Source organism: Aminipila sp., from assembly GCF_032051575.1.
Classification (GTDB): Bacteria; Bacillota; Clostridia; order Peptostreptococcales; family Anaerovoracaceae; genus Aminipila.
Genome location: NZ_DAMBYD010000010.1, coordinates 129,296 through 151,674, shown reverse-complemented (window position 1 = coordinate 151,674; position 22,379 = coordinate 129,296). Strand labels below are relative to the sequence as shown.

General features: G+C 36.0%; 27 protein-coding genes. 24 read left to right on the top strand and 3 right to left on the bottom strand.

Annotated elements, in window-relative coordinates; all coding sequences use genetic code 11:
* Positions 1 to 6 precede the first annotated feature (6 nt).
* From RTW14_RS14480 to RTW14_RS14425, 12 genes are all read left to right on the top strand, one after another.
* Positions 7 to 237 (top strand): DUF6133 family protein, encoded by a 231-nt coding sequence (locus RTW14_RS14480; RefSeq protein WP_312652659.1) that lies wholly within the window; start codon positions 7 to 9, stop codon positions 235 to 237.
* A complete protein-coding gene (locus RTW14_RS14475) occupies positions 227 to 655 on the top strand; it encodes an A24 family peptidase (RefSeq protein WP_312652657.1) in 429 nt (142 codons plus the stop codon). The genes RTW14_RS14480 and RTW14_RS14475 overlap by 11 nt, the downstream gene beginning before the upstream one ends.
* Before the next feature lie 12 nt (positions 656 to 667).
* Complete coding sequence (gene cpaB / locus RTW14_RS14470) at positions 668 to 1,510, top strand: Flp pilus assembly protein CpaB (RefSeq protein ID WP_312652655.1); 843 nt, start codon at positions 668 to 670, stop codon at positions 1,508 to 1,510.
* A 2-nt stretch (positions 1,511 to 1,512) separates the two neighbouring features.
* On the top strand, positions 1,513 to 2,325 hold the full coding sequence (locus tag RTW14_RS14465) for an AAA family ATPase (RefSeq protein ID WP_312652653.1): 813 nt from the start codon (positions 1,513 to 1,515) through the stop codon (positions 2,323 to 2,325).
* The gene (locus RTW14_RS14460) at positions 2,319 to 3,872 is read left to right on the top strand and encodes a CpaF/VirB11 family protein (protein ID WP_331654473.1); all 1,554 of its coding nucleotides are present in this window, start codon (positions 2,319 to 2,321) and stop codon (positions 3,870 to 3,872) included. Before RTW14_RS14465 ends, RTW14_RS14460 begins: the two co-directional genes overlap by 7 nt.
* On the top strand, positions 3,869 to 4,798 hold the full coding sequence (locus RTW14_RS14455; RefSeq protein WP_312652651.1) for a type II secretion system F family protein: 930 nt from the start codon (positions 3,869 to 3,871) through the stop codon (positions 4,796 to 4,798). The genes RTW14_RS14460 and RTW14_RS14455 overlap by 4 nt, the downstream gene beginning before the upstream one ends.
* A 6-nt stretch (positions 4,799 to 4,804) precedes the next feature.
* Positions 4,805 to 5,677: a secretion protein F gene (locus tag RTW14_RS14450; protein WP_312652649.1), complete on the top strand. Its 873-nt coding sequence runs from the start codon at positions 4,805 to 4,807 to the stop codon at positions 5,675 to 5,677.
* Between the two features lie 11 nt (positions 5,678 to 5,688).
* Entirely contained in the window at positions 5,689 to 6,084 is a 396-nt protein-coding gene (locus RTW14_RS14445) for a DUF4320 family protein (protein ID WP_312652647.1), read from the top strand.
* Between the two features lie 8 nt (positions 6,085 to 6,092).
* Positions 6,093 to 6,638 carry a hypothetical protein gene (locus RTW14_RS14440; RefSeq protein WP_312652645.1) on the top strand — a complete coding sequence of 182 codons (546 nt, stop codon included), beginning with the start codon at positions 6,093 to 6,095 and terminating at the stop codon, positions 6,636 to 6,638.
* Between the two features lie 96 nt (positions 6,639 to 6,734).
* Entirely contained in the window at positions 6,735 to 7,301 is a 567-nt protein-coding gene (locus tag RTW14_RS14435; RefSeq protein ID WP_312652643.1) for a DUF6550 family protein, read from the top strand.
* 64 nt (positions 7,302 to 7,365) lie between these two features.
* Positions 7,366 to 9,057 carry a hypothetical protein gene (locus tag RTW14_RS14430; protein WP_312652641.1) on the top strand — a complete coding sequence of 564 codons (1,692 nt, stop codon included), beginning with the start codon at positions 7,366 to 7,368 and terminating at the stop codon, positions 9,055 to 9,057.
* Between the two features lie 28 nt (positions 9,058 to 9,085).
* Complete coding sequence (locus RTW14_RS14425; RefSeq protein ID WP_312652639.1) at positions 9,086 to 9,427, top strand: DUF3852 domain-containing protein; 342 nt, start codon at positions 9,086 to 9,088, stop codon at positions 9,425 to 9,427.
* Between the two features lie 95 nt (positions 9,428 to 9,522).
* Here RTW14_RS14425 and RTW14_RS14420 read toward each other — a convergent pair whose 3' ends face one another.
* The 3 genes from RTW14_RS14420 to RTW14_RS14410 all read right to left on the bottom strand — a co-directional run bounded on the left by RTW14_RS14420 (position 9,523) and on the right by RTW14_RS14410 (position 11,824).
* Complete coding sequence (locus RTW14_RS14420; protein WP_312652637.1) at positions 9,523 to 11,028, bottom strand: hypothetical protein; 1,506 nt, start codon at positions 11,026 to 11,028, stop codon at positions 9,523 to 9,525.
* Between the two features lie 171 nt (positions 11,029 to 11,199).
* Positions 11,200 to 11,523 carry a hypothetical protein gene (locus RTW14_RS14415; RefSeq protein ID WP_312652635.1) on the bottom strand — a complete coding sequence of 108 codons (324 nt, stop codon included), beginning with the start codon at positions 11,521 to 11,523 and terminating at the stop codon, positions 11,200 to 11,202.
* 1 nt (position 11,524) lies between these two features.
* Positions 11,525 to 11,824 carry a DUF2089 family protein gene (locus RTW14_RS14410; protein WP_331654472.1) on the bottom strand — a complete coding sequence of 100 codons (300 nt, stop codon included), beginning with the start codon at positions 11,822 to 11,824 and terminating at the stop codon, positions 11,525 to 11,527.
* 180 nt (positions 11,825 to 12,004) lie between these two features.
* Between RTW14_RS14410 and RTW14_RS14405 the strand changes: the two genes are divergently transcribed.
* From RTW14_RS14405 to RTW14_RS14355, 12 genes are all read left to right on the top strand, one after another.
* Positions 12,005 to 12,907 (top strand): conjugal transfer protein TrbL family protein, encoded by a 903-nt coding sequence (locus RTW14_RS14405; RefSeq protein ID WP_312652633.1) that lies wholly within the window; start codon positions 12,005 to 12,007, stop codon positions 12,905 to 12,907.
* Positions 12,908 to 12,927: 20 nt separating this feature from the next.
* A complete protein-coding gene (locus RTW14_RS14400; RefSeq protein WP_312652631.1) occupies positions 12,928 to 13,284 on the top strand; it encodes a DUF7768 domain-containing protein in 357 nt (118 codons plus the stop codon).
* Entirely contained in the window at positions 13,281 to 13,952 is a 672-nt protein-coding gene (locus tag RTW14_RS18695) for a DNA cytosine methyltransferase (RefSeq protein ID WP_331654470.1), read from the top strand. Before RTW14_RS14400 ends, RTW14_RS18695 begins: the two co-directional genes overlap by 4 nt.
* Positions 13,930 to 15,018, top strand: a complete 1,089-nt coding sequence (locus tag RTW14_RS18690; protein WP_331654469.1) for a DNA cytosine methyltransferase — start codon at positions 13,930 to 13,932, stop codon at positions 15,016 to 15,018. Before RTW14_RS18695 ends, RTW14_RS18690 begins: the two co-directional genes overlap by 23 nt.
* A 2-nt stretch (positions 15,019 to 15,020) precedes the next feature.
* Positions 15,021 to 15,278 (top strand): hypothetical protein, encoded by a 258-nt coding sequence (locus RTW14_RS14390; RefSeq protein ID WP_312652629.1) that lies wholly within the window; start codon positions 15,021 to 15,023, stop codon positions 15,276 to 15,278.
* Between the two features lie 2 nt (positions 15,279 to 15,280).
* Positions 15,281 to 15,871 carry a hypothetical protein gene (locus tag RTW14_RS14385; RefSeq protein WP_331654468.1) on the top strand — a complete coding sequence of 197 codons (591 nt, stop codon included), beginning with the start codon at positions 15,281 to 15,283 and terminating at the stop codon, positions 15,869 to 15,871.
* Positions 15,872 to 16,253: 382 nt separating this feature from the next.
* Positions 16,254 to 17,138 (top strand): hypothetical protein, encoded by an 885-nt coding sequence (locus RTW14_RS14380; protein WP_312652625.1) that lies wholly within the window; start codon positions 16,254 to 16,256, stop codon positions 17,136 to 17,138.
* Positions 17,139 to 17,330: 192 nt separating this feature from the next.
* The gene (locus RTW14_RS14375; RefSeq protein ID WP_312652623.1) at positions 17,331 to 19,151 is read left to right on the top strand and encodes a VirB4 family type IV secretion system protein; all 1,821 of its coding nucleotides are present in this window, start codon (positions 17,331 to 17,333) and stop codon (positions 19,149 to 19,151) included.
* Positions 19,151 to 19,663 (top strand): hypothetical protein, encoded by a 513-nt coding sequence (locus tag RTW14_RS14370; RefSeq protein WP_312652621.1) that lies wholly within the window; start codon positions 19,151 to 19,153, stop codon positions 19,661 to 19,663. Before RTW14_RS14375 ends, RTW14_RS14370 begins: the two co-directional genes overlap by 1 nt.
* A 12-nt stretch (positions 19,664 to 19,675) precedes the next feature.
* Positions 19,676 to 20,722, top strand: coding sequence for an amidoligase family protein (locus tag RTW14_RS14365; protein ID WP_312652619.1), 1,047 nt, complete (start codon positions 19,676 to 19,678; stop codon positions 20,720 to 20,722).
* 9 nt (positions 20,723 to 20,731) lie between these two features.
* Positions 20,732 to 21,259: a gamma-glutamylcyclotransferase family protein gene (locus tag RTW14_RS14360; RefSeq protein ID WP_312652617.1), complete on the top strand. Its 528-nt coding sequence runs from the start codon at positions 20,732 to 20,734 to the stop codon at positions 21,257 to 21,259.
* Positions 21,260 to 21,265: 6 nt separating this feature from the next.
* Entirely contained in the window at positions 21,266 to 22,375 is a 1,110-nt protein-coding gene (locus RTW14_RS14355; RefSeq protein ID WP_312652615.1) for a C40 family peptidase, read from the top strand.
* Positions 22,376 to 22,379 lie beyond the last annotated feature (4 nt).

The window sequence follows — 22,379 nt, the reverse complement described above, 5'->3', positions numbered from 1 at the left end:
ATTACTATGAATAAGATAATGATAAAAACAAAGAGCTTTTTAGAAAGACAAGCAGTGGCTGTAAAAAATGCAGCAAGCAATAACCGTGGAGAAGGATATATCGATACAGCAGTTAAAATCCTTATTGCTGTAGTTTTAGGAGCATTGCTACTTGCTGGATTGTATGCATTATTCGGTGAAGTGGTTATGCCGACATTAGAAGAGCGAATCAAAGAAATGTTCAACTATGCAAGCTAATAGCATCCTACAAGGGGTGCTGTTTTTCTCTCTGCTTTTGGCAGCATCTTATACAGATATTAAAAGAAGAGAAATTCCAGATACGGTCTGCGTACTCCTTGTATTAACAGGTTTTCTAGAATTTACTTATCCAAATCTATTAGGAATATTTATTGCTTTGCCTTTTCTTATAGCGGCAATGTTTAAAGAAAAAAGTATCGGAGGCGGAGATATTAAGCTAACGGCCACAGTAGGGTTTGTCCTTGGATTTTGGAAAGGAATCTATGGGTTAATAATAGGACTTACTTTATTGATATTATTTTATATCACATTAAGAATTTCATCAATCATCATAAAAAAGCAAGTGTCAAAGAATCTATCTATGCCACTTGTTCCCTTTTTAGGGATAGGTTTTTTAATCATATATTTTATAAATTAGGAGGAATATACTATGAGTTTTTTAAGGAATAGAACAGTAGTTGGAGTGATTTGTATCGTATTGTCACTTCTTATATGTTTTGGTATTACACCATTATTTAATAAAGGGATTAGTCAAAAGACAGAAATTGTCCGTGTGACAAAGGAGATAAAATCAGGTGATGAAATCACAAAGGATATGGTCCAAGTAGTAGAAGTAGGTGGATTTAATCTGCCTGAAAATGTAATTCGTACCAAAGAAACAGCGATCGGTAAGTTTGTAGTTTCAGATTTAGGAATCGGAGATTATATTTTAAATACAAAATTATCAGAGATACCAGCAGCTGAAAATGCCTATTTATATAATCTAGATGGAAGCAAACAAGCAATGTCCATAACCATTAAGACCTTTGCAAATGGTCTTTCAGGAAAGCTACAAAGTGGAGATATTGTATCTATTATTGCACCTGATTATAAAAAGCAAGGTGCAACAGTTATCCCAGCAGAGCTTAAATATGTAGAGGTGATTTCTGTAACAGCCTCATCAGGATATGATGCTAATACAAATGAACAAGGAACAGAAGATGAAAGAGAACTTCCATCAACAGTAACGCTCCTTGTAACCCCTGAGCAAGGTAATATTCTGGCAGAACTAGAGGCAGATTCCAAATCCCACTTATCACTTGTATATCGTGGAAGTCCAGAGAATACAAAGAAGTTTATTGATATGCAAGAGGAAATTATAGAAGCTCTCTATTATCCAGAACCAGAAGAAGATACGGAAGAGGTATCTGAAGAAGACATAGTAGAAGAGGCAATAGATAACTCAAACACATTCTCAGAAGGAGTAGAAGAAACAGGAAGTGAGGTGGAGTAAAGATGTTAAACTTTAAGAAGACTAGTATTTTTACTCGCAATTTAAAGGAAGAAAAGGCTCTGGAAGAAATCTTTCATAGTGGAGTTTTAGCTGTTTGGGGAAGTCCCGGAAGTGGAAAGACAACAGTGGCTACAAAGATTGCAAAATATCTAGCAGATAAGAAAAAGAATGTAATACTGGTATTATGTGATATGACAGCACCGATGCTCCCTTGTATCTGTCCTTCGCAAGAACTTGAATGCGAAAAATCATTAGGAAGTATCCTTGCAGCAACCCATGTAACGGAGCCTCTGGTAAAGCATAATATGATTACCCATAAAAAGCTGTCATACCTTACAATCCTTGGCATGTTAAAGGGAGAAAACGAATATACCTATCCGCCCTATTCAGAAGTGCAAGCAAGAGAGCTGATTGATAGCCTTCGTGAAATAGCACCATTTATTATTATAGATTGTGGCAGTTATATAGCAAATGATGTTTTATCTGCTGTTGCACTAATGGAGTCCGATTCCGTATTAAGACTTGCCAATTGTGATTTAAAAAGCATCAGTTATTTATCAAGTCAACTACCTCTTCTTCGTGATGGGAAATGGGATGCAGATAAGCAATATAAAACAGCTTCTAACATTAAACCACAGCAAGGGGTAGACCATATGAGTCAAGCACTTGGAAGTGTAGCCTTTAAGCTTCCACATTCACAGGAACTTGAGGAACAATATCTAGCTGGAAATCTATTCGAAGAATTATCCATGAAGGATAGCAAGGCATTTCGTAAAGAGATTGAGAAGATAGCGAAGGAGGTGTTTGGGTGTTAGGCAAAAAAAGAAATAGTTCTGTGCTTCTAAAGACAAAAGGGCAACAAAACGTGTCATCTACAAATGAAAAGGCAATATCAAAGGCCTCCAAAAGGGCAATTGAAATGCTGGAAACTCAAGGAGTAGAGGGAAAAATAAAAGAGATACAAGAATCACAAGAAGTTCAAGAAACACAAAGGGAGTTAGGTTCTGAAAATAGAACTCACTCCCTGTTTTTTGCCCCTGAAACAGAGGGTAAGGACTTTGCTACTGTTCTAAAGGACGTTCAAGAATATATTTCAAGTAATTATTCTGTTCTTATTACTGATGGAACTATGAAGGATTCTAAAGAGCAGATGAAACGATATATCTCTAAATACGTTCAGGATAGTAGAATCTCCGTAAAAGGTATGAGTGGCAATGAGTTAATAGATGCACTTTATACTGAAATGGCTGAGTATGGTTTTTTAACAAAATATATATATGGAGAAGGTATTGAAGAAATAGACATTAACTCATGGAAAGATATCGAAGTGCAGTATTCTGATGGAAGAAATGAAAAGCTTAAAGAACATTTTGACTCTCCTGAACATGCAATTAATGTAATAAGGAGAATGCTCCATGTTTCTGGTATGGTACTTGATAATGCCAGTCCAGCTGTTCTTGGGCATTTAACAAAAAATATTCGTATTGCAGTGCTTAAAACCCCCTTAGTGGATGAAGATGTTGGTATTTCAGCCTCTATTCGTATTGTAAATCCTCAAAGTATGAAAAAGGAGGATTTTGTAGATGGTGGTACAGCAACAAATCCTATGCTTGATTTTTTATCAGAGTGTATTCGCTATGGTATTTCTGTCTGTGTGGCAGGAGCAACCAGCTCTGGTAAAACAACAATTGCTGGATGGTTACTAACTACCATTCCTGATAATAAGCGAATATTTACCATAGAAAATGGATCGCGTGAGCTTGCCTTGGTTCGTGAAAAAGAAGGAAGAGTAACTAATTCTGTTATTCATACCATAACACGTGATAGTGAGAATGAAAGGCAAAGAGTAGATCAGATTACATTGCTTGATATGTCTTTGCGTTTTAATCCAGATATTATTGTAGTAGGAGAAATGCGTGGAGCAGAGGCCAATGCAGCACAGGAAGCAGCGAGGACAGGTGTAGCTGTTCTTACTACCATCCATTCAAACTCCTGTGAGGCAACCTATCGTAGAATGGTATCCCTTTGCAAACGAGCAGTAGATATGTCAGATGAAACATTGATGGGATATGTAACAGAGGCTTATCCTATTGTCGTGTTTTGTAAGCAGCTTGAAAATAAGGAAAGAAAGATGATGGAGATAATGGAATGCGAAATCCTTCCAGATGGCAGAAGGAATTACCGTCCATTATATCAATATGTAATTACAGAAAACCGTATGGAGGATGGGAAATTTATAATTAATGGTTACCATGAGCAGATCAATAGCATTTCAGATAGCCTTAGTAAAAGATTCTTGGAAAATGGAATGCCAATTGACATCATAGAAAAACTGAAAACAAAGGAGGTGGAAACTATATGAGTACCATCTTGTTGATTGCCTGTATCGGAATGATTGCAGGTTTTTTTATTTTATTTGGAATCTCACTAATGGAGTTCACGGAAAACATATTTAAAAAGCTGATGAGTAAGCCAAGGAGCATAAAGGATGAGATTAATGAGACTACAAAGCGAAAGAAGGTATCTTTTTTAAGACGTGAAATCATGGAAGTACAAGAGATTTTAAAAGTTACAGGGAGAGAGAAGAAGTTTCCTATGCTTTGTGCCTTATCCTTATTATTGTTTGCTATGGGAGGATCTATTGCTATTATGCTGGGTAACTTTTTCTTAGTACCAGTGATGGCAATAGGCTTTATGTTTCTACCATTTTGGTATATAAGGCTTACTCAAAGTTATTTTAAAAGGGATATTGCTGCAGAGCTTGAAACAGCACTAAGTATTATAACAACTGCTTATTTAAGAAATGAGGATATCCTTACAGCAGCCGAAGAAAATATGAACTACCTAAACCCACCAGTTTTGTCTGTATTTAAGGGTTTCGTTTCGAGGATAAAGCTGATAAACCCAGATATTATAGGTGCTTTGCAAGCTATGAAAGATCAGATTGATAATGCTGTGTTTCGTGAATGGTGTGATGCTTTAATCGCTTGTCAGCTTGACCGAAGTTTAAAGACAACCCTAACACCCATTGTAAGTAAACTATCGGATATGCGTGTAGTAAATGGAGAACTTGAAAACATGGTCTTTGAACCAAGAAAAGAATTTATTACCATGGTCATACTGGTCATCGGAAATATACCTCTTTTGTATTTTCTAAACAAAGACTGGTACCACACACTCATGCACTCAGCTTTGGGACAGATTATTATTTCTATTTGTGCTATGGCTATTTTTATATCAACAGCTTTAGTAATTAAATTAACCCAACCAATTGAGTATAGGAGGTAGCCGAATATGACAATTTCAATCTTTACATTTGGCATGTTGCTTGCCATTGGTTTGTTTCTAATTTCCGCTGATTTGCTGAAATTGCCAAGCATTGCAACACAAAAGGCTATGTTATCTGCTGGTAAACAGGGAAAAGAAAAAGCCAAAACTGTAGATGTACTTCTTATGGGATGGGCAGTGAAGCTTGCTAAATATATTCCTATGGATGAGTATAAAAAAAGCAGAATCAAAAACACATTAAATGCTGCTGGAATGAATTTGACTCCAGAAGAGTTCATTGCATCGGCAATAATAAAGTCAGGAACAATTGCGATTCTAATTGTCCCTTGTCTCATGATACTTCCACTCATCGCACCGATACTTATGTTTTTAAGCATTATAATATATTTTAAAGAAATTCGTAAAGCAGATGAGATATTAAAGATAAAGAAAGAGAAAATTGAAGTAGAACTGCCAAGATTTGTAGCAACCATTACTCAGGAGTTAAAGGCAAGTAGGGATGTACTGTCTATTATAGAGAACTATAAGAAAAATGCAGGAGAGAAATTTGCTGATGAGTTGGATATCTTAACAGCAGATATGCGTTCCTCTTCCTATGAGGCAGCACTTACAAGGTTCGAGGCGAGGATTAATTCACCGATGCTATCAGATATTACCAGAGGACTAATTGGTGTTCTTCGTGGAGATGATGGTTCCATGTATTTTCAAATGCTTTCTCATGATATGAAACAACTTGAACTTCAAAGGTTAAAAGCACAAGCTATGAAAATACCACCTAAGATTAGAGTGTTTTCCTTTGTAATGCTTATGTGTTTCTTAATGACCTATATGGCCATTATTGTATATGAAATCATACGTTCCCTTAGTGGAATGTTCTAGGAGGTGTCCATGTGTTAAAAATTTTAAAATCTAAACAAGGAGAAGGATATATTGATGTGGCAATACTGGTTCTTTGTGCCATGCTTGTTATTGCCCTTGCAGTGAGAGTATTTCCAGCCTATATCATAAAACAACAGGTAGATACCTTTGCTACAGAGCTTGTGAGGGAAGCAGAAATTGCAGGCAGGGTAGGATCAGAAACTTCAAATAGGGAGATTTTGCTTCGAGAAAAAACTGGTATTACACCAGAAGTTAAATGGTCAAAGACAGGAAGAATTCAGTTAAATGAAGAGATAACTGTTACTGTTACTTTTGAAACGAATATCGGTTTGTTCGGAGGATTTGGTTCTTTTCCTGTTACCTTAAGAGCTGATGCTGTTGGAAAATCAGAAGTATATTGGAAGTAGGTGAAATCTTGCATAAACTTAAAAGAATATTAACCGATAAAAAAGGTAGCTCTTTTCCACTGATTATTGCAGTGACTTTGTGTCTTGTAATGATTTTTACAGGGGTATCAGAATATTTTAGACTGATGATCATAACACAAGGTGTGCGTGATGCCGTTCAAGATGCAGTTATTTCTACTGTAAATGACAACTATGATGATGTATATCATGGAGTTCGTGAAGGGTATTCAGGAGGATATCAGCCTATGGCAGATGACTTTGAAGAATCTCTTGATTATGGAGCAATTTATGATAGACTAGATACAATTCTTGGATTAAGTAGGAAAAGTGGATATCATGTTAAGACTACATCAGAAGGAAAAATAGAGTTTAAAATATGGAATTTGGAAGTGGATATAAGAAATGCTCCTTTAGCTTTAGGGGATAGGTCAGATTCAAGGTTTGAGACAGATAGTAGAATAATGCTTGAAGTACCAGTATCCTTTGGAGGCAGACTTCTTCCAAGTATGAAGATGAAAATAAAGACAAGTGCAGGCTATACCCCTAAGTTTTAAAAGATTTGCAGAATTTAATAGACTTACAGGAAATCTTGTGGTAGTTTATAGCTTGAAAGTAACAGATAATTAAGATTTAATAAGGAGGCGGAACATATGAATAATATAAATGATAAGACAAAAAGAAGACTAATTGTTGTAAGTGGATTGATAATCAGTGTGATACTTATAGCTTTAATAAGCAATCAGTTTAAAAAAGAACCTATAGAGGATGCAGTACTGTCAAAGCAAAGTATAGAAACAAATGATATCATAATAAAAACACCAGATATAGCAGAAAAAGAAGATGAAATTACAGTGCCAGAAATTAAGATTCCAGAGGATGAAACGATAGATAATGGTGCGATAGATACAGGGACTGAGCAAACCATTCAAGGAGATTTAGTAAAACCGAAAGAACCTACAAAGGAACAGCTTACAGATCCAACACAGAAACCAAATGGTGAGAAAGTGGAAACGCCACCTGAACCTGTAGTTCATGACAAAGTAGAGAAACCCACAGAAACACCGAAAAATAATGATGTACCACAAGGTGGGGATACCAATAATCAAGGGAAAACTTACTTGCCTGGATTTGGGTGGATAGAAAATAGTGGTGAAAATCAAGGGACTGTAGCTGAAGATATGTATGAGAATGGAAATAAGATAGGAAATATGGATTAAATATAAATAGCAATGAAATGCACTGCAGAAATGCAGTGTTTTTTATTTGCAGGAAGGAGAAAAAATGAAGCATATATTAAAAATATTGATGATATTTACAATGATATTTAGTTTAATAATGCCTATTACTGTATTTGCTGTTGGAGATGGAAATATTGACTCAGGTGGTGGAGGTATGGGAGATGGAACGAGTACTGATAAGTGGTCTCCTGGCTATGATGGTGTGCGTGTTACTGTAGTTCGAGCAAGTGACCATGCCATAGTAACTACCCCTATTGATTTAACAAATAAACAACCTCCATCTACTATGTTTCACTTTGGTAAGGTATCTAAAATTCAATATAATGGTGGAAGAAATTTATCTCCTATTCAAGGTGCATATTCTTACATTAATCCATCTCAAACAATGCCAAGGATTGTAAGTACAAATGGTAGTAACAATATTGCAGCCATAAAGAGCTATTTTACAGATGAGCAAGTTATACGCTCAATTGCATCAATAACAGGAATGGATTTCGATATTCTAATTGGTGGAGAGTACAAATTACTCTTAGAACCAATGGCATATTACACATTTCAAGGTGTTATGATTGCTACAACTGCAACGGAAGCTGCCATGTATGATGAACAGTTAAGTGGATTATTAAGAAGTAAAATGGTGTCTTTATCTCATAAGAACTTGCCTCTTGCTATGTTTTTAGAGGTAGGAGATTTGGGATATCCCGCATGGAATGGCAGTACATCAGCCCCTGCCTCTAATGCAGACATAAAATCTTCCCTCGGTCTTGGTATCGTTCGATTTACAGAACAGCCTGAGCCACCAACTGTTAGCACATATGATTATGAATACAGGGTAAATACGGAGGTAATCACAGCAGTAATGGTAAGTGGGGGACAATCTGATCCTGACAGGCCAACTCGTGTGAGTTTTATTATTGACGGAAGAACCTATAATGTTGGGAATGTATATTACCCAAGTGGCGACTCTCAGCTTGCATGGGTAAAATGGACAACTCCTGATACGGAACAAGATATGGTAATAGATGTAATAGTGAATGGACCGGGTAGTACTACTAAATCAATTATCAATGTTAAGGTTGTTGATTTAGGAAAAAATCCACCACCAAATCCTGTAGCAGATGATAGAAATGACTCTTTTTCTCATTCCTCCGTTCCAAACAGAGAAGAAAAAACAAATGCAAATTGGAGCATATGGAGTCCTTGGTGGCGGGCATATTGGGTGTGGCATAGTACAGGAGAGGACTCAGGATATTGGTGTGACCACGGTTGGTGGGAGTTTGACCTTGACCAATATACAGCGAGGCTTTCAAGTGATATGAGTATTATAAACGATAGTAAAAATCCTACTGCAAGTGGAAGTGCTTTTAAAAGCGGATATGGAATCAATCAAACAGTGACTGGAAATGTGAGTAGTAATCAAAGTTCAGCTATTACTTATGCTCAAAATGCTGTTTCCTATTTCCCAGAATTTCGCTATGAAACCTACTGGAGATTATTAGAACGTGTTTCAGGTGGTTCAAATGCAAGGTTTGAGTTTAAGAAAAACAATTATTCTACTTATAAGAATCGTACACATTTTACTCCAATATGGATGCCAGACGGTGAATATATAGTAAATACATGGCTTATAGATGCATGGACACCTGATGGAATGCTCTCTATGAATCTTACAGACACATTAACAATAAAGGGGAACTTATGGCAAGACTGGCATATAGCACCCTTAAATCCTTAAATAATACAGAAAAAGAAAGGTGGATTTTATGAACATAAATAAGAAAATAGCACTAACAATGTGCATGGTGCTGATTGGCATATTGATGTTTAGCACTACAGCATTAGCTTCAGGCACAGGAGATGTTGCTGGGGCAATTGAAGATACTTGGAGTGATGCATCAGAACAGATAAAAACGGTTGTAAATAAGGTTGTGTTCCCTGCAATTGACCTTGTTTTAGCAGTATTCTTCTTTGCAAAACTTGGAACTGCTTATTTTGACTATAGAAAGCATGGCCAATTTGAATGGGCGGCACCCGCAATCTTGTTTGCGTGTTTGGTATTTACACTAACTGCACCAGCATATATTTGGACGATTTTGGGGATGTAAGCAAACTAAAAGCCGCTACACAAAATCAAAGTGTAGCGGATCCATTTAAATTGAAGTAACCATGCTTTTGAACATGGCACGATAACTATGGCAGTTTATATTATTTTGACAGTAATATCCGCACAAGGTTTTTCGTGAAATATGATTTTCCACTCTACCGTATTAACAGGCACAAAGTGCAAGGCAGAACAAACGGCACGAAGCTTTCCTTGCTCGCTATCACCAAAGAGAATGGCAGTCGGTCTATATGCACCACCAATAATTCCGACAGAAAAGCAGTCGGCTGTGCTTTGCGGCTCCATTGGATGAGTCTGTTTTTTACGAGGTCTGTCACCAGAGTTGCAATCACGAACAGAGAAAGACTCATCGGCAAGCTCCGGAGAAACGGTGTAGCTCATTGCAGTGCAGTGGGGTGGGAAATTGTAATCATCATCGCTAAATATATTATTCGGGATTTCCTGCTGCTCATATTGTTGCACTGTCAGCATATGTGAAGTTTTGGTTATTGGATTGGTAAAATCAAAACACTCACCCGGAGCAGATACGACGAAATGTGAACAGGAAATGCTGATAGGGTCGTGCTTAATTACTACGCTAAGGGAGGAAATTTTCGGTTTGCGTGTGGTCTGCCAAGGAAAAGCAGAACGCCAAATGAACCAGCCACTGGCAGGATCAAGTGTGTACTGTTTTAGCACACCATCAGATTCCATATTATTGAGTTCTGTAAAATATGGGTTCCAAGACAAGCCGCATCCGTGTGAGCAGGAAATTGTTTTGCCATTAAGCACAATCTCCGGAGTAATATTGATTGCCATAGGATTTTCAGCATCAATCTGTATTTGCTGATCTCTAGTAAAATCAGAGCCATCATTTTCTATTGAGAGATTCCATTTGCTTATAAAATCACGGATACTTTCTATTGGAATTTGCACACAGAAATCAATCACCAATCCCTCGCTACAATTATAAATGGACGGAATGAACCATTTTTTATTATTCAAGGTAAATTGTACATTTGTACAAATCTCTTTTCCGGCTTTTTGCCCTGTGGAATGTCCCCAGAAATTACCCTCAAAATACACCTTCCATTCGGGAAGTGTTGGCTCTGATGGGACAAAGTCATCGTAGTCTTCTGTAAATTTAATCTTACTGTAATCAAAGTCAGCTTGTAATTGCTTGATATATTCAAACGGGTGCTCCATTGCTTCAAGCTGCAGCTTTTCAGAAATGAAGTTCAGAACTGACGATTGAGCTTCTGTAATAGGTTTGTCCGTAAAAAAGGTTTCAAACTGTGCTTGATTCCAGCTATATGCCTGCTCTAATGCTGCGGTGTCACCGCAAGCAAGTAAAAGGCATAGAAAATCAGAAAAACAATTTGCTAACGGATGGACATAGTTCCCCGGTGTATTCATAGGGCTTACAGCAAACACCATTTCTCCAAAGCCACGGATAAAGCAAAAATGAATACCATCAACACCTGCCCAACCAATGATTTTGGCGCCTTTGGGTGTACAAAAATACAGATTTTTATTATTGTCTCGCTCAAAGCCAAGTGGCAAAGTATCAATATTTAGTCTGTTGAATTTATTATAAGTTGTCATATTGGTGACCCTTTCGATTATTTTTTAACATTTATTATAAATAATTTTATCACAACAAACTAATAGCTTCAATCATCTTAATGTAAACATTAGAAGCCTGCTAACATGAAATCAGCATTAGTTTTAGGAAAATTGATTTGACCACATAAAGGGTGTATCAATAACAGGACGTTACTCCAAGTCTTGAATATTCATTTTGTCAAGCTGGGAACGAAGTTTCATTTTCTCACGACAACCAAAATAAATACCAAGAAAAACAATGGTTGGAATATTACTAATTAGAAAGGTTGAGGCAATGAGCATGAATATCTCACCACCCTTCATTCCCTCAAAAACAGCAATATTGAAAATCATCAATAAAGAATATAGAAATGTGATTGTCGGAAGTATAAGTCCAAACCACTTGCTCTTCTTTTTAGATAAAAATATTTGAAGAAAAATTGCTCCCACTAACAATGCCAGTACAAGAAACAACATTATCGTTGCATTTTTCATATTATTCAGCTCCTTTAACTTTTTTGTATTCTGAAATCAATAGTTTAGCAGTTTCAAAGTCCACCTTGTCATTTAAAGCTAATCGCTTGATTAAAGCGATGTATGGCTCGGTTGATGCATCTTCACTTATTTGAATTTTCTGTATTAATTTATCAAGCCTGAGTCTCACAGTAGGATAAGTAACTGCATATTGGTTGGCAATTTCTTTAAGAGAACCAGAAGCTAAAAGAAATTTTTTTATGAATGATACATCTTCGTCATCAAGATTGATCATCCATTCAGGTACAATATCTATTGCCATATTAAAACCTCCTTTAATAATGTTAAGTATACACTATAATATTGTTAAAGTAAATGTTTAATATTATATTAAATAAAAATAAAAATGACTAGTTTAATAGTAACTATATAGGAGGTGTAAAAAATATTAACCTAGCACATTAAAATGGATGTGCTTTTTTCAAAGAAAAGAGGTGAAATAATGTTTATTTGGGATTTTATCTTAGGCGATGTAATGGATCAAATCATTGATTGGTTCTACGGTCAGCTTATAGGATTTCTTGCTGACTTTTTTGCTCAAATGGGAAATATGGGAGTAGAACTTTTTGAGATGAGCTGGGTACAGTCAATTGTTTTGTTCTTCTCTTACCTTGCTTGGTCACTCTATGGAACAGGACTTGTAGTGTCCTGCTTTGAAACGGGAATTGAGTATCAATATGGTAGGGGTAACATGAAAGATGCTGCTTTAAATGCAATTAAAGGATTTATGGCAGTAAGCCTTTTTACTACAGTGCCTATAGAACTATATAAGCTTTCTGTTAATTTACAAGCAAGCTTAACTGCTGGTATCACAGGATATGGAAGTGGAATAGGTGGACTAGCAACATCTATTATTGGAGAGTTAAATAACGTAGGTGATATTACAAACATAGGTGGTTCAGGTATATTTGGTGGAATCTCTATGATAACGAGTCCGTTTATGGCTCTGTTTATTATTATCCTAATGGGTTATGCAGTAATTAAAGTATTTTTTGCAAATTTAAAAAGAGGTGGAATTCTACTTATTCAGATAGCAGTTGGAAGTCTATATATGTTTTCTGTTCCTCGTGGCTATATAGACGGATTCATTCAATGGTGCAAGCAGATAATCGGATTGTGCCTTACGACATTTCTTCAGGCAACTATACTAACTGCAGGACTTATGGTAGTAAAAGATCATGCATTGCTCGGATTAGGATTAATGTTATCGGCAGGAGAAGTACCACGGATTGCTGGAGCATTTGGACTTGATACATCCACTCGTGCCAATGTAATGAGTGCAGTTTATACAGCACAGGCCGCTGTAAACACAACTAAAACTATAGTGCAAGCAGTACCAAAATAAATATAGAAAGAGAGGATTAAATGAAATTAATATATGTTGCATCTCCCTATAAAGGAGATATAAAAAAGAATATAGAATATGCGAAACAGGCTTGCCGATATGTATTAAATGAAGGCAATGCCTTTTTTTGTCCCCACCTTCTCTATCCTCAGATATTAGATGATAATAATCCAGAAGAAAGAAGATTGGGAATTAATATAGGAAAAGAATTCTTATCAAAATGCGATGAACTATGGGCATTTGGTGACCATATTTCTAAAGGAATGTTTGAGGAGATTGAGTTTGCAAGAAAGACAGCTATTCCTATAAAAAGAATTATGAAACTAGATTTTGAAATAAAAGAAGAGGCTCTATTTTGTATGAGGATAGATAGATGATCACCTTGGGGAGTCTTTTCGATGGGATTGGAGGGTTTCCTCTTGCAGCTATTCATAATGGAATTACTCCTATATGGGCAAGCGAAATTGAATCCTTTCCCATTGAGGTGACTAAAATGCGATTCCCTGATATGCTCCATGTTGGTGATATTACAAAATTAAAAGGAGAAGATCTACCCCCTGTTGATATTATTACAGGTGGTTCACCATGCCAAGACTTATCTGTTGCAGGTGCAAGGGCAGGGTTTGCTGGTGAGCGTTCAGGATTATTTATGGAGCAGATAAGAATAACAAAGGAAATGAGGTGGGCAGATGCAAGAAGAGGAAAGGCAAATCACCTTATCAGACCTCGATACTTCGTTTGGGAAAATGTCCCCGGAGCATTCTCAAGTACAAACGGAGAAGACTTCCATGCGGTCCTTGAAGAAACCACAAGAATTGCAGATAGCAGCGTATCTATACCTAGACCTCCGAGAGGGATATGGAAATCTGTTGGGTGCATATTGGGATATGAATTCACCATTGCTTGGAGAGTTCTCGATGCTCAATACTGGGGTGTCCCCCAAAGACGTAAAAGAATCTTTCTTGTCGCAGATTTTGGAGGACACACCGCACCCAAAATATTATTTGAGCAAGACAGCTTGTTTGGGAATACTAAGAAGAGCTAGAGCAAGAGGAAAGGAACTTCCTAAACAATTAAAAATTGCTTTAGAAATTCAAGGAGAAGCTGTAGGGGTAGAGGAAGATTCCGATGACAATATGATTACCGAATATAAAGCATATCATATAAATCAACGAAATGAGGGTATTGACTTAAACGGAATTTCAGGAGCCTTGATGGCAACTCAAAATATGCAGATGCAGACATTTGTCACAGAACCTATGATATGTTTAAATGATCAGGGTGGCGACCGAATGGATATAACAGAGAATATTACGTCAACACTAAGGGCTAGTATGGGAGGAAATCAACCTATAGTCATGGCAACTCAGCAAGGTGGTTCAGAAATATGCTTTGACCTTTGTCCTACTATTACATCAGCAGCAGGAACAAGTGGCAATAATCAACCTGTTCTATTTGATAATCATGCAAAAGACTGCAGATATAATGGTCCACTAAATGTAGCACCAACAATATCGGCCACCTATGGAACAGGAGGAAATAATGTACCATTAGTATCAAAGCCAATTGATTCAGACAGTTATTGTATTGCAGGAAATACCATTGATAGACAAGATCATAATGGTGGAAATGGATGCGGATTTCAAGAGAATATTAGTTATACTCTTACTACCAGCGATATTCATGCTGTTTGCTATCCGCCTAAAACTTATCAAAATACAGTAGGAGCATTATGTGTAGGAGATGAAAAAGGCAATGGGAATCAATATGTAAGTCAAGATAAATGTATTGTAGACTGTGAAAAAATGATGTTTGGGCAATCGGAATTTGCTAATTATATAGAAGGTTGTGCAACACTTAGAGCAGAGGGTGGAGATAATGGAGGAGGAAGTGAAAACCTTGTAACTACTAAGAATCTTGTACGCAGACTAACACCACTTGAATGTGAAAGGCTTCAAGGCTTTCCAGATGGGTGGACTATAATAGAAAAGTCATCCGATAGTGCAAGATATAAGGCATTAGGTAATAGTGTAGCAATCCCATGTGTAGATTTTATTATGCAGGGGATTGCTTGTTTTTTAAGAAAATTTAAGGAAGAAGTGGAGGAATAACAGTGTATATGTATCCTGATAATTTAAAGGCCAAAGCAACATTATGGCTATGGGAATTAAAAGATATAGGAATTATTGGAGTTGGACTTCTTATTTCTGTATTTGCTTTAGCACAACTTGGATTTATGCCACCTATTGTAATAACAGCAGTATATAGCTTTTTAACTATACAATTTGAAGACACAAGCATACTGAATTTCATTCGTTATGCATGTGCCTTTTTTCTTTTAAAGCAACAGAAATTTGAATGGAGGTTATAAGAGTGGGCAGAAAACAGAAACAAAATGAAAAACAAAAGCAGTCTACAAGAGAGCTGATGGGTATTGATGAAATCACAGACTATAGCCTTAAAACTCCATATGGAGAACTAGTGTATTTTATTATCCATCCAACCAATATATCCGTATTATCTGAAACAAGTATAAGTGCAAGGATCTATGCACTTATGACGGTACTAAAGGGGATTGCTGAAATTGAAATGCTATGTCTTAATTCAAAAGAAAACTTTGATGAAAATAAGCAGTATTTAAAGAGAAGAATGGATACAGAACAAAATCCTGTTATCCGTAAACTTCTGCAGCAAGACAGTACTAATCTGGATAGGATGCAAGTGCAGATGGCTACTGCCCGTGAATTTCTAATTATTATTAGGCTTAAGAATGAAAAAGAATCAGATATATTTCCTTATCTTTCAAGGATTGAAAAGAGCTTAAAAGACCAAGGATTTACTACCAGAAGAGCTGATAATTCGGATATAAAAAGACTCCTTGGTGTTTACTACGAGCAAAATGTAACAACGGAAAGGTATGAAGATTATGATGGGGAGCGATGGGTGGTATTTGGAGATGTGTAAATGTTAATAAAGTGTAAGTTTATTTGATAATGGATGTGCTATAATAAAATTAATGCGATTTAGGAAAAGTTATATGGGATGTAGGTAAATAAGAATTTGAAAGGATGAAGATATGAAAAAACAACTTAATGGTATTGCATTGATTCTTTTTGGAATACTTGTCTCTTTAGCATAGGCCAGCTTAGATTATTACATTACCCATAGTGTTACAGTTCCATGGGTTATGATTGGACTGGTGATAGGAATTATAGGTGTTATTTTAGTGTTTTTAAAACCCAAGGATGACAACAGATAAATAGGAATTTGTGCGTCTTAAGCAAATATTGTGTTCATGTAAATATGCCGATAATGTGAATGACGCTTCGCTGAGAGGAGTGTATTAATGAATAATTACGATGTAGACATTGTGGTTTCCGACGGAAATGGAAAGATAATACATTCCCAACCGTTTGATGAATTCACATATGGCACTAAAAATATTGAAATTCAAAAAGTAATGTATGGCAGGCAATTGCTTGATTTACTAGTCGATGATTTAAATGTAATTAGATATAGTGAAAATAGAAGGCTAATACTTGGTGTTATTTTGCAGAGTGATATTAATAGAACTGCAATGCAATTATTAGGTAGAATTGCAGAAACAATTATTGTTAGGAATTGCAATAGAGACTGTGCTGTTAATCAAAGATACTTTTCCATTGCACGTAAAAAGAGAGCAAAGCAAAAAACAGCAGACAAGTTTTTTGCGCTTGGAACTGGCTTAAACTATACAAAAATTAATTACAGTAAGCACTATAATCCGTCCGATACCCAAAGAGATATCATATGGATTAATGATAATAGCGAATTAGCTATTATGAAAAATCAAGATGAATATTCAACTACTTCTGCAAAAATAGCGGGTTTACAGATTAAGGCTACCAAAGACGGTATTAAATATGTTTTGCCCGATATAATTCAAGACAGATATGATGTTCCTATTATATATTTTGATATAGAAAATGATTATCATAAGATTTTAAGTAAAATATACAAAGATACTAATTTAGATCTTGAATACGATATAATACATCCTAATGAAATCGACCCACGAGGTTATGATGAATTTTTACATTATGTAGACTTGGTGTATGCAATGGTTAATGGTAAACTACATCCTGAAGATTTAATAGTCGGGGCAAATAATTCTGGTGATTTATTAATGAAAAATGCTTTATTATCAACAACTTTATCAAATATAAATAAGTCTAATCGAATACTAATATAACCTTGAATAGACATCTTCTTGATATAAGATGCCTAGACAACTTCCTATTTATCGATAAGATTACGAGTATAATTTTTGTTTGTAGTTAAAGAAATATTTGGATATGATGCATTAATTATATATAGCTAAGCCTTGCACTAATGTGTAGGGCTTATTTTAGTACAGAAAAAGAAAGGGAGGCAAGAAGATACTATGGTAAAAAAGAAGTCACCAATCATGAAAGATGAGAAAGTTAAAACATTTGTAGACATGATAGCTCCATCCATCATCAAATTCTACACAGACCATTTTATCTGTGGCAACACCTACAGATGTGTATGGGCACTCCGTGAATATCCTACAAGTACCAGTGAACAAGCAATCCTTCGTCATTTAGGAGAAAAGGATGGGGTTACCCTCAGAATCTATACAAGACAAGTAACTCCAAACGAAGAAAAGAAAATTATCCATAATGCAGCTAATAAAAACAGGATGAATACAGCAAATACAAATGATTTACAGCAGACCGTAACAGCAGAAAGCAACTTACAAGATGTAGTTACCCTTGTATCAACAATGCATAGAAATAGAGAACCACTCCTTCATTGTGCTGTATATATTGAACTTATCGCAATTGATTATGACAGCTTGAAACTGCTACAGACCGATATATTAACGGAGCTTGTTCGTTCTAAGTTAAATGTAGATAGACTTATACTTAGACAACAGCAAGGCTTTTTATGTGTTGGCCCAACAGGGAGAAACATATTTGGCAGTCAATACGAAAGAGTACTTCCAGCATCCTCAGTAGCAAATCTATATCCCTTTAACTATTCAGGTAAGACTGATAGCAATGGATTTTATTTAGGCAGAGATAAATTTGGTTCTAATATTCTCGTAGATTTTGATAAACGAGATGATGATAAAACAAATCCTTGTATCCTAATTCTCGGTAATTCAGGACAAGGTAAAAGCTATTTATTAAAGTTAATATTATGCAATATTTTAGAATCAGGAAAGAATGTCATATGCTTAGATCCAGAGCATGAGTATGTGGAACTAGCAGAAAATATAGGTGGATGCTTTGTAGATTTAATGAGTGGAGAATATATGATAAATCCATTAGAACCAAAAACTTGGGATGAGGGTGGCAGTCCACAGGATAAAGATGCTCCTATTGCATTCAGACAAGCAACAAAGCTAAGTCAGCATATTAGTTTTTTAAAAGACTTCTTTCATTGTTATAAAGACTTTGATGATAGGCATATTGATGTTATAGAAATTATGCTTGGCAAACTCTACACCAAATGGAGTATCACTGACAGCACTAATTTCAATCGATTAGAATCTGTTGATTATCCTATCCTTTCAGACCTTTATACATTAATAGAGGAAGAATATAAAGGCTATGACAAGGGAAAATATCAGCTTTACACAGTAGAATTACTACAAGAAATCTTGCTTGGACTTCATTCTATGTGCCAAGGTGCAGAAAGCAAATTTTTCAACGGACATACCAATATAACCTCCAATCGGTTTATTGTATTTGGTGTAAAAGGGTTATTACAGGCTAGTAAAAATGTAAAGAACGCATTACTGTTTAATGTATTATCCTTTATGTCAGATAAACTATTAACGGAAGGAAATACTGCAGCTGGAATTGATGAATTGTATTTGTTCCTTACCAATCTTACTGCAATAGAATATATACGTAATTTTATGAAGCGAGTGCGAAAGAAAGAATCAGCCGTAATACTTAGCAGTCAAAACCTTGAGGACTTCAATATTGAAGGCATTAAGGAGCTAACTAAACCGCTGTTTTCAATTCCAGCACACGCTTTTTTATTTAACGCAGGAAATATTGATAAGCAGTTTTATGTGGATACCTTACAGCTTGAAGAATCAGAATATAATCTTATTAAATTTCCACAGCGAGGGGTATGCTTATATAAATGCGGTAACGAACGTTACAATTTGGCTGTCCATGCTCCAGCATATAAAGAAAAGTTATTTGGAAAGGCAGGTGGAAGGTAATGACTATTGAAAGTGTAGAATGGGTAAGGAAACAAGAAAAAATCGAATCCTACCGGGAACAAAAGCAAGGCATTATAGATGATTTGAGGGTATGCATCAGATATACTCCAAACAGGGATAATGACTTGCTTTGTTTTATGGAACAGTATTTAAAGGCAGAAACAAAGAATCGACCAAGATTATTGGAGCAGATAAAGCATTGTATTAATGGTGATGAATATGAAAATCCCTTCCTTGCATATAACCATTATGATGAAAGGCATATTGAAGAATTTGACCATATTCTTAATGAATATATTGATAAGTTAAAGCTATCTGGTGGAGAGTCCACCCAAGTATCTAGAGTTATTGAAAGCACTATACTAAAGATAAATGAACTCTATGATATATGCCGAGGACAGCTAATAGACTCTTGGAGGAATGAAAGACTTACAGAATATATTGTCACTGCTTCTAGGTATGCAGGATTTCAAAATGCTGAGGACATCATCGAAGCAAAAAAGCAATGGTAAGGTGGTGAGGCTGTGGATTTAAGAGATCAGAACTTTGGAATTGAAATTGAGATGACAGGCATAACAAGAAGAAGAGCTGCTGAAGTAGTTGCCGAATATCTGGGTGAGATAGCTGAACATGAAGGTGGTGGTTATGACACTTATAGTGTAAGGGATAATGAAAATAGAAAGTGGAAGTTTGTAAGTGACGGCAGTATTAGCTGTCAGAAAAAAGTGGGAAATAGAAAGCAAATAGCTGACAGAGAATACAGTGTAGAGCTTGTTAGTCCCATTTGTAAGTATGAAGATATCGAAAAGATACAGGAGATTGTGCGTAGACTTAGAGAGGCTGGAGCATTTAGTAATAAGTCCTGTGGAATCCATATTCACATTAATGCGGCACCTTTTGAAGCGTACCAATTAAGAAATCTTGTTAATATTGTAGCTGCAAAAGAGAATATGATATATAAGGCATTACAGGTGGATTCAGATAGGGAAAGACGGTATTGCAAAAAGATAGATACAGATTTTTTGGAGAAGTTAAATAAGCAGAAACCAAAAACAAAGAGTGGAATCCAAAAGTTATGGTACAAAGGTAGTGATGGCAGTCATCAGCATTATCATGATAGTAGATACCATTGCTTGAATCTTCATTCTGTCTTTCAAAAGGGAACGATTGAGTTTCGAGCCTTTAATGGTTCCCTACATGCTGGGAAGATGAAAGCATATCTGCAATTTTGTATGGCTATTACAGCTCAAGCCTACAACCAAAGGTCAGCAAGTCCAATAAAAACTGTATCAGAAAATGAAAAATATACATTCAGAGTATGGCTATTAAGACTTGGTTTAATAGGAGATGAATTTAAAACAGCAAGGAAACATCTCCTTGACCATTTAGAAGGAAATATTGCATGGAAGTCACCTGAACAGGCAGAAGCACAGAAAGAAAGGTTAAGGAAAAAGAGAGAAGTTGAGCTTTCGAATCCACAAGAAGAAACAATAGAAATACAAAATAATGATATGGAAATAGATGAGCAGGAGGAAGAATCTCCTGCTTTTACTATGTCTATGAATCAGTAGGAGGTCAGGATGAAAAATAATAAATTAAATGAGTTAGGACTAGAAATATTATATATCGCATATGGAAGTAATTTAAATCTATCACAAATGAAACAACGATGCCCTACTGCAAGAGTCATTGGGGCATCAGAAATAAAGGGTTATGAGCTTGTATTTCGTGGTTCAAGATATAGTGCAGTGGCAACTATTGAACCATGTAAAGGAAGTAGCGTTCCCATTTTGCTGTGGGGAATCCGACCAGAAGATGAGAAATCACTAGATAGGTATGAAGGATACCCTAATTTTTATGGAAAGGAACATATGGAGATTGTGTTAAATGGTAGGACTGTTTCAGCAATGGTTTATGTGATGACACCTGGTCATGAACTCGGAATACCATCAGAACGTTACAAAATATCCATTGAAGATGGCTATATTGATGCAGGATTTGATACAGATATTTTACAAAATGCAGTAGATAAAACTGTAGGTAAAATAGAGGATGAGATGAAAGATATAGGCGAACAGGGAAATTTATTAGGGATGAAATGGTGGTGATCATAAATGGCAGACCCTACAACCATAGGACTTGTTGCAAAAGCAGCTATAACAGCATTATCAGATGAGAGGCTGAGAAAAGGTATAGGGTGGACTATTGCTGCAATCCTATCTCCATTTATATTAATTATTGTTATTATCTGTGGTCTGCTTTCTGGAACAGCAAACCATAACAATAGTGCTATTAGGTTGTCCTTTCATGGAGGTGCTATATCAGGAAATATTCCAGAAGAATATCGAGGGCAGATAGAGGATATGCGTATTAGTTTTACAATGCTTGATGAAAGAATAGAGAAAGTAAATGGTCAAATGGAAGATGGAGATAGTCTGGACACAATAAGGATTAAGGCTATTTTTTATTCTCTGTATTTCGCCTCTGACCAGCCATCTGGCGTAGATCAAGGTAAATATATTGACTGCTTTGTCACTTATGAGGAACGAACAAGAACCATAATTGATGCAGACGGAAATGAAGTGGAAGAAACATATCTTGTGGCAGTACCAATTGATACTCTCCCAGAAGTCTACAAAAATATTGAAAGTATTATGGGAAAGGTAACTACTTATGAGGATATGGCAAATGCCAATGAAATCTATTACCGAATTAAGTATGGAGTTCCAGCACCAAGTGAAGGAGATGGATTTGAAGAATGGGGAGATTGGACACATAGCATTACTCCAGAAGAATTAGAGCAATTGAATCATGATTTGCCAGAGGGAGAGAATGGAACAGAGATAGTAAAGCTTGCCTTGTCAAGGCTTGGAGACCCCTATTCACAAGAAAGAAGAGGACAAGGAAATTATACAGATTGCAGCTATTTGACCATGTGGAGCTACAGACAGATTGAAATAATTATACCTGGAACTGCTGCGGAGCAAGGAAGATTTTGCGTGAATAATAGCCTTACTGTTTCAAAAGAAGATTTAGTTCCTGGAGATTTAGTGTTTTGGAGTCACAAGCCAAACGGCAGATTTATGAACATTACACATGTAGGAGTCTATGCTGGAAATGGGAAAGTAATAGATGCCGCATACTCGAAAGGACAGGTGGTATATCGAGATTTATTTGATTCAAACAAACAGGTTCTATATGGCAGACCACATATTTTAAAATAAGAGG

Coding starts and splice junctions, on each gene's coding strand:
- RTW14_RS14480 (WP_312652659.1), top strand. CDS start 7: ATGAATAAGATAATGATAAAAACAAAGAGCTTTTTAGAAAGACAAGCA.
- RTW14_RS14475 (WP_312652657.1), top strand. CDS start 227: ATGCAAGCTAATAGCATCCTACAAGGGGTGCTGTTTTTCTCTCTGCTT.
- cpaB (WP_312652655.1), top strand. CDS start 668: ATGAGTTTTTTAAGGAATAGAACAGTAGTTGGAGTGATTTGTATCGTA.
- RTW14_RS14465 (WP_312652653.1), top strand. CDS start 1,513: ATGTTAAACTTTAAGAAGACTAGTATTTTTACTCGCAATTTAAAGGAA.
- RTW14_RS14455 (WP_312652651.1), top strand. CDS start 3,869: ATGAGTACCATCTTGTTGATTGCCTGTATCGGAATGATTGCAGGTTTT.
- RTW14_RS14450 (WP_312652649.1), top strand. CDS start 4,805: ATGACAATTTCAATCTTTACATTTGGCATGTTGCTTGCCATTGGTTTG.
- RTW14_RS14435 (WP_312652643.1), top strand. CDS start 6,735: ATGAATAATATAAATGATAAGACAAAAAGAAGACTAATTGTTGTAAGT.
- RTW14_RS14430 (WP_312652641.1), top strand. CDS start 7,366: ATGAAGCATATATTAAAAATATTGATGATATTTACAATGATATTTAGT.
- RTW14_RS14425 (WP_312652639.1), top strand. CDS start 9,086: ATGAACATAAATAAGAAAATAGCACTAACAATGTGCATGGTGCTGATT.
- RTW14_RS14420 (WP_312652637.1), bottom strand. CDS start 11,028: ATGACAACTTATAATAAATTCAACAGACTAAATATTGATACTTTGCCA.
- RTW14_RS14415 (WP_312652635.1), bottom strand. CDS start 11,523: ATGAAAAATGCAACGATAATGTTGTTTCTTGTACTGGCATTGTTAGTG.
- RTW14_RS14410 (WP_331654472.1), bottom strand. CDS start 11,824: ATGGCAATAGATATTGTACCTGAATGGATGATCAATCTTGATGACGAA.
- RTW14_RS14405 (WP_312652633.1), top strand. CDS start 12,005: ATGTTTATTTGGGATTTTATCTTAGGCGATGTAATGGATCAAATCATT.
- RTW14_RS14400 (WP_312652631.1), top strand. CDS start 12,928: ATGAAATTAATATATGTTGCATCTCCCTATAAAGGAGATATAAAAAAG.
- RTW14_RS18695 (WP_331654470.1), top strand. CDS start 13,281: ATGATCACCTTGGGGAGTCTTTTCGATGGGATTGGAGGGTTTCCTCTT.
- RTW14_RS14380 (WP_312652625.1), top strand. CDS start 16,254: ATGAATAATTACGATGTAGACATTGTGGTTTCCGACGGAAATGGAAAG.
- RTW14_RS14375 (WP_312652623.1), top strand. CDS start 17,331: ATGGTAAAAAAGAAGTCACCAATCATGAAAGATGAGAAAGTTAAAACA.
- RTW14_RS14370 (WP_312652621.1), top strand. CDS start 19,151: ATGACTATTGAAAGTGTAGAATGGGTAAGGAAACAAGAAAAAATCGAA.
- RTW14_RS14360 (WP_312652617.1), top strand. CDS start 20,732: ATGAAAAATAATAAATTAAATGAGTTAGGACTAGAAATATTATATATC.
- RTW14_RS14355 (WP_312652615.1), top strand. CDS start 21,266: ATGGCAGACCCTACAACCATAGGACTTGTTGCAAAAGCAGCTATAACA.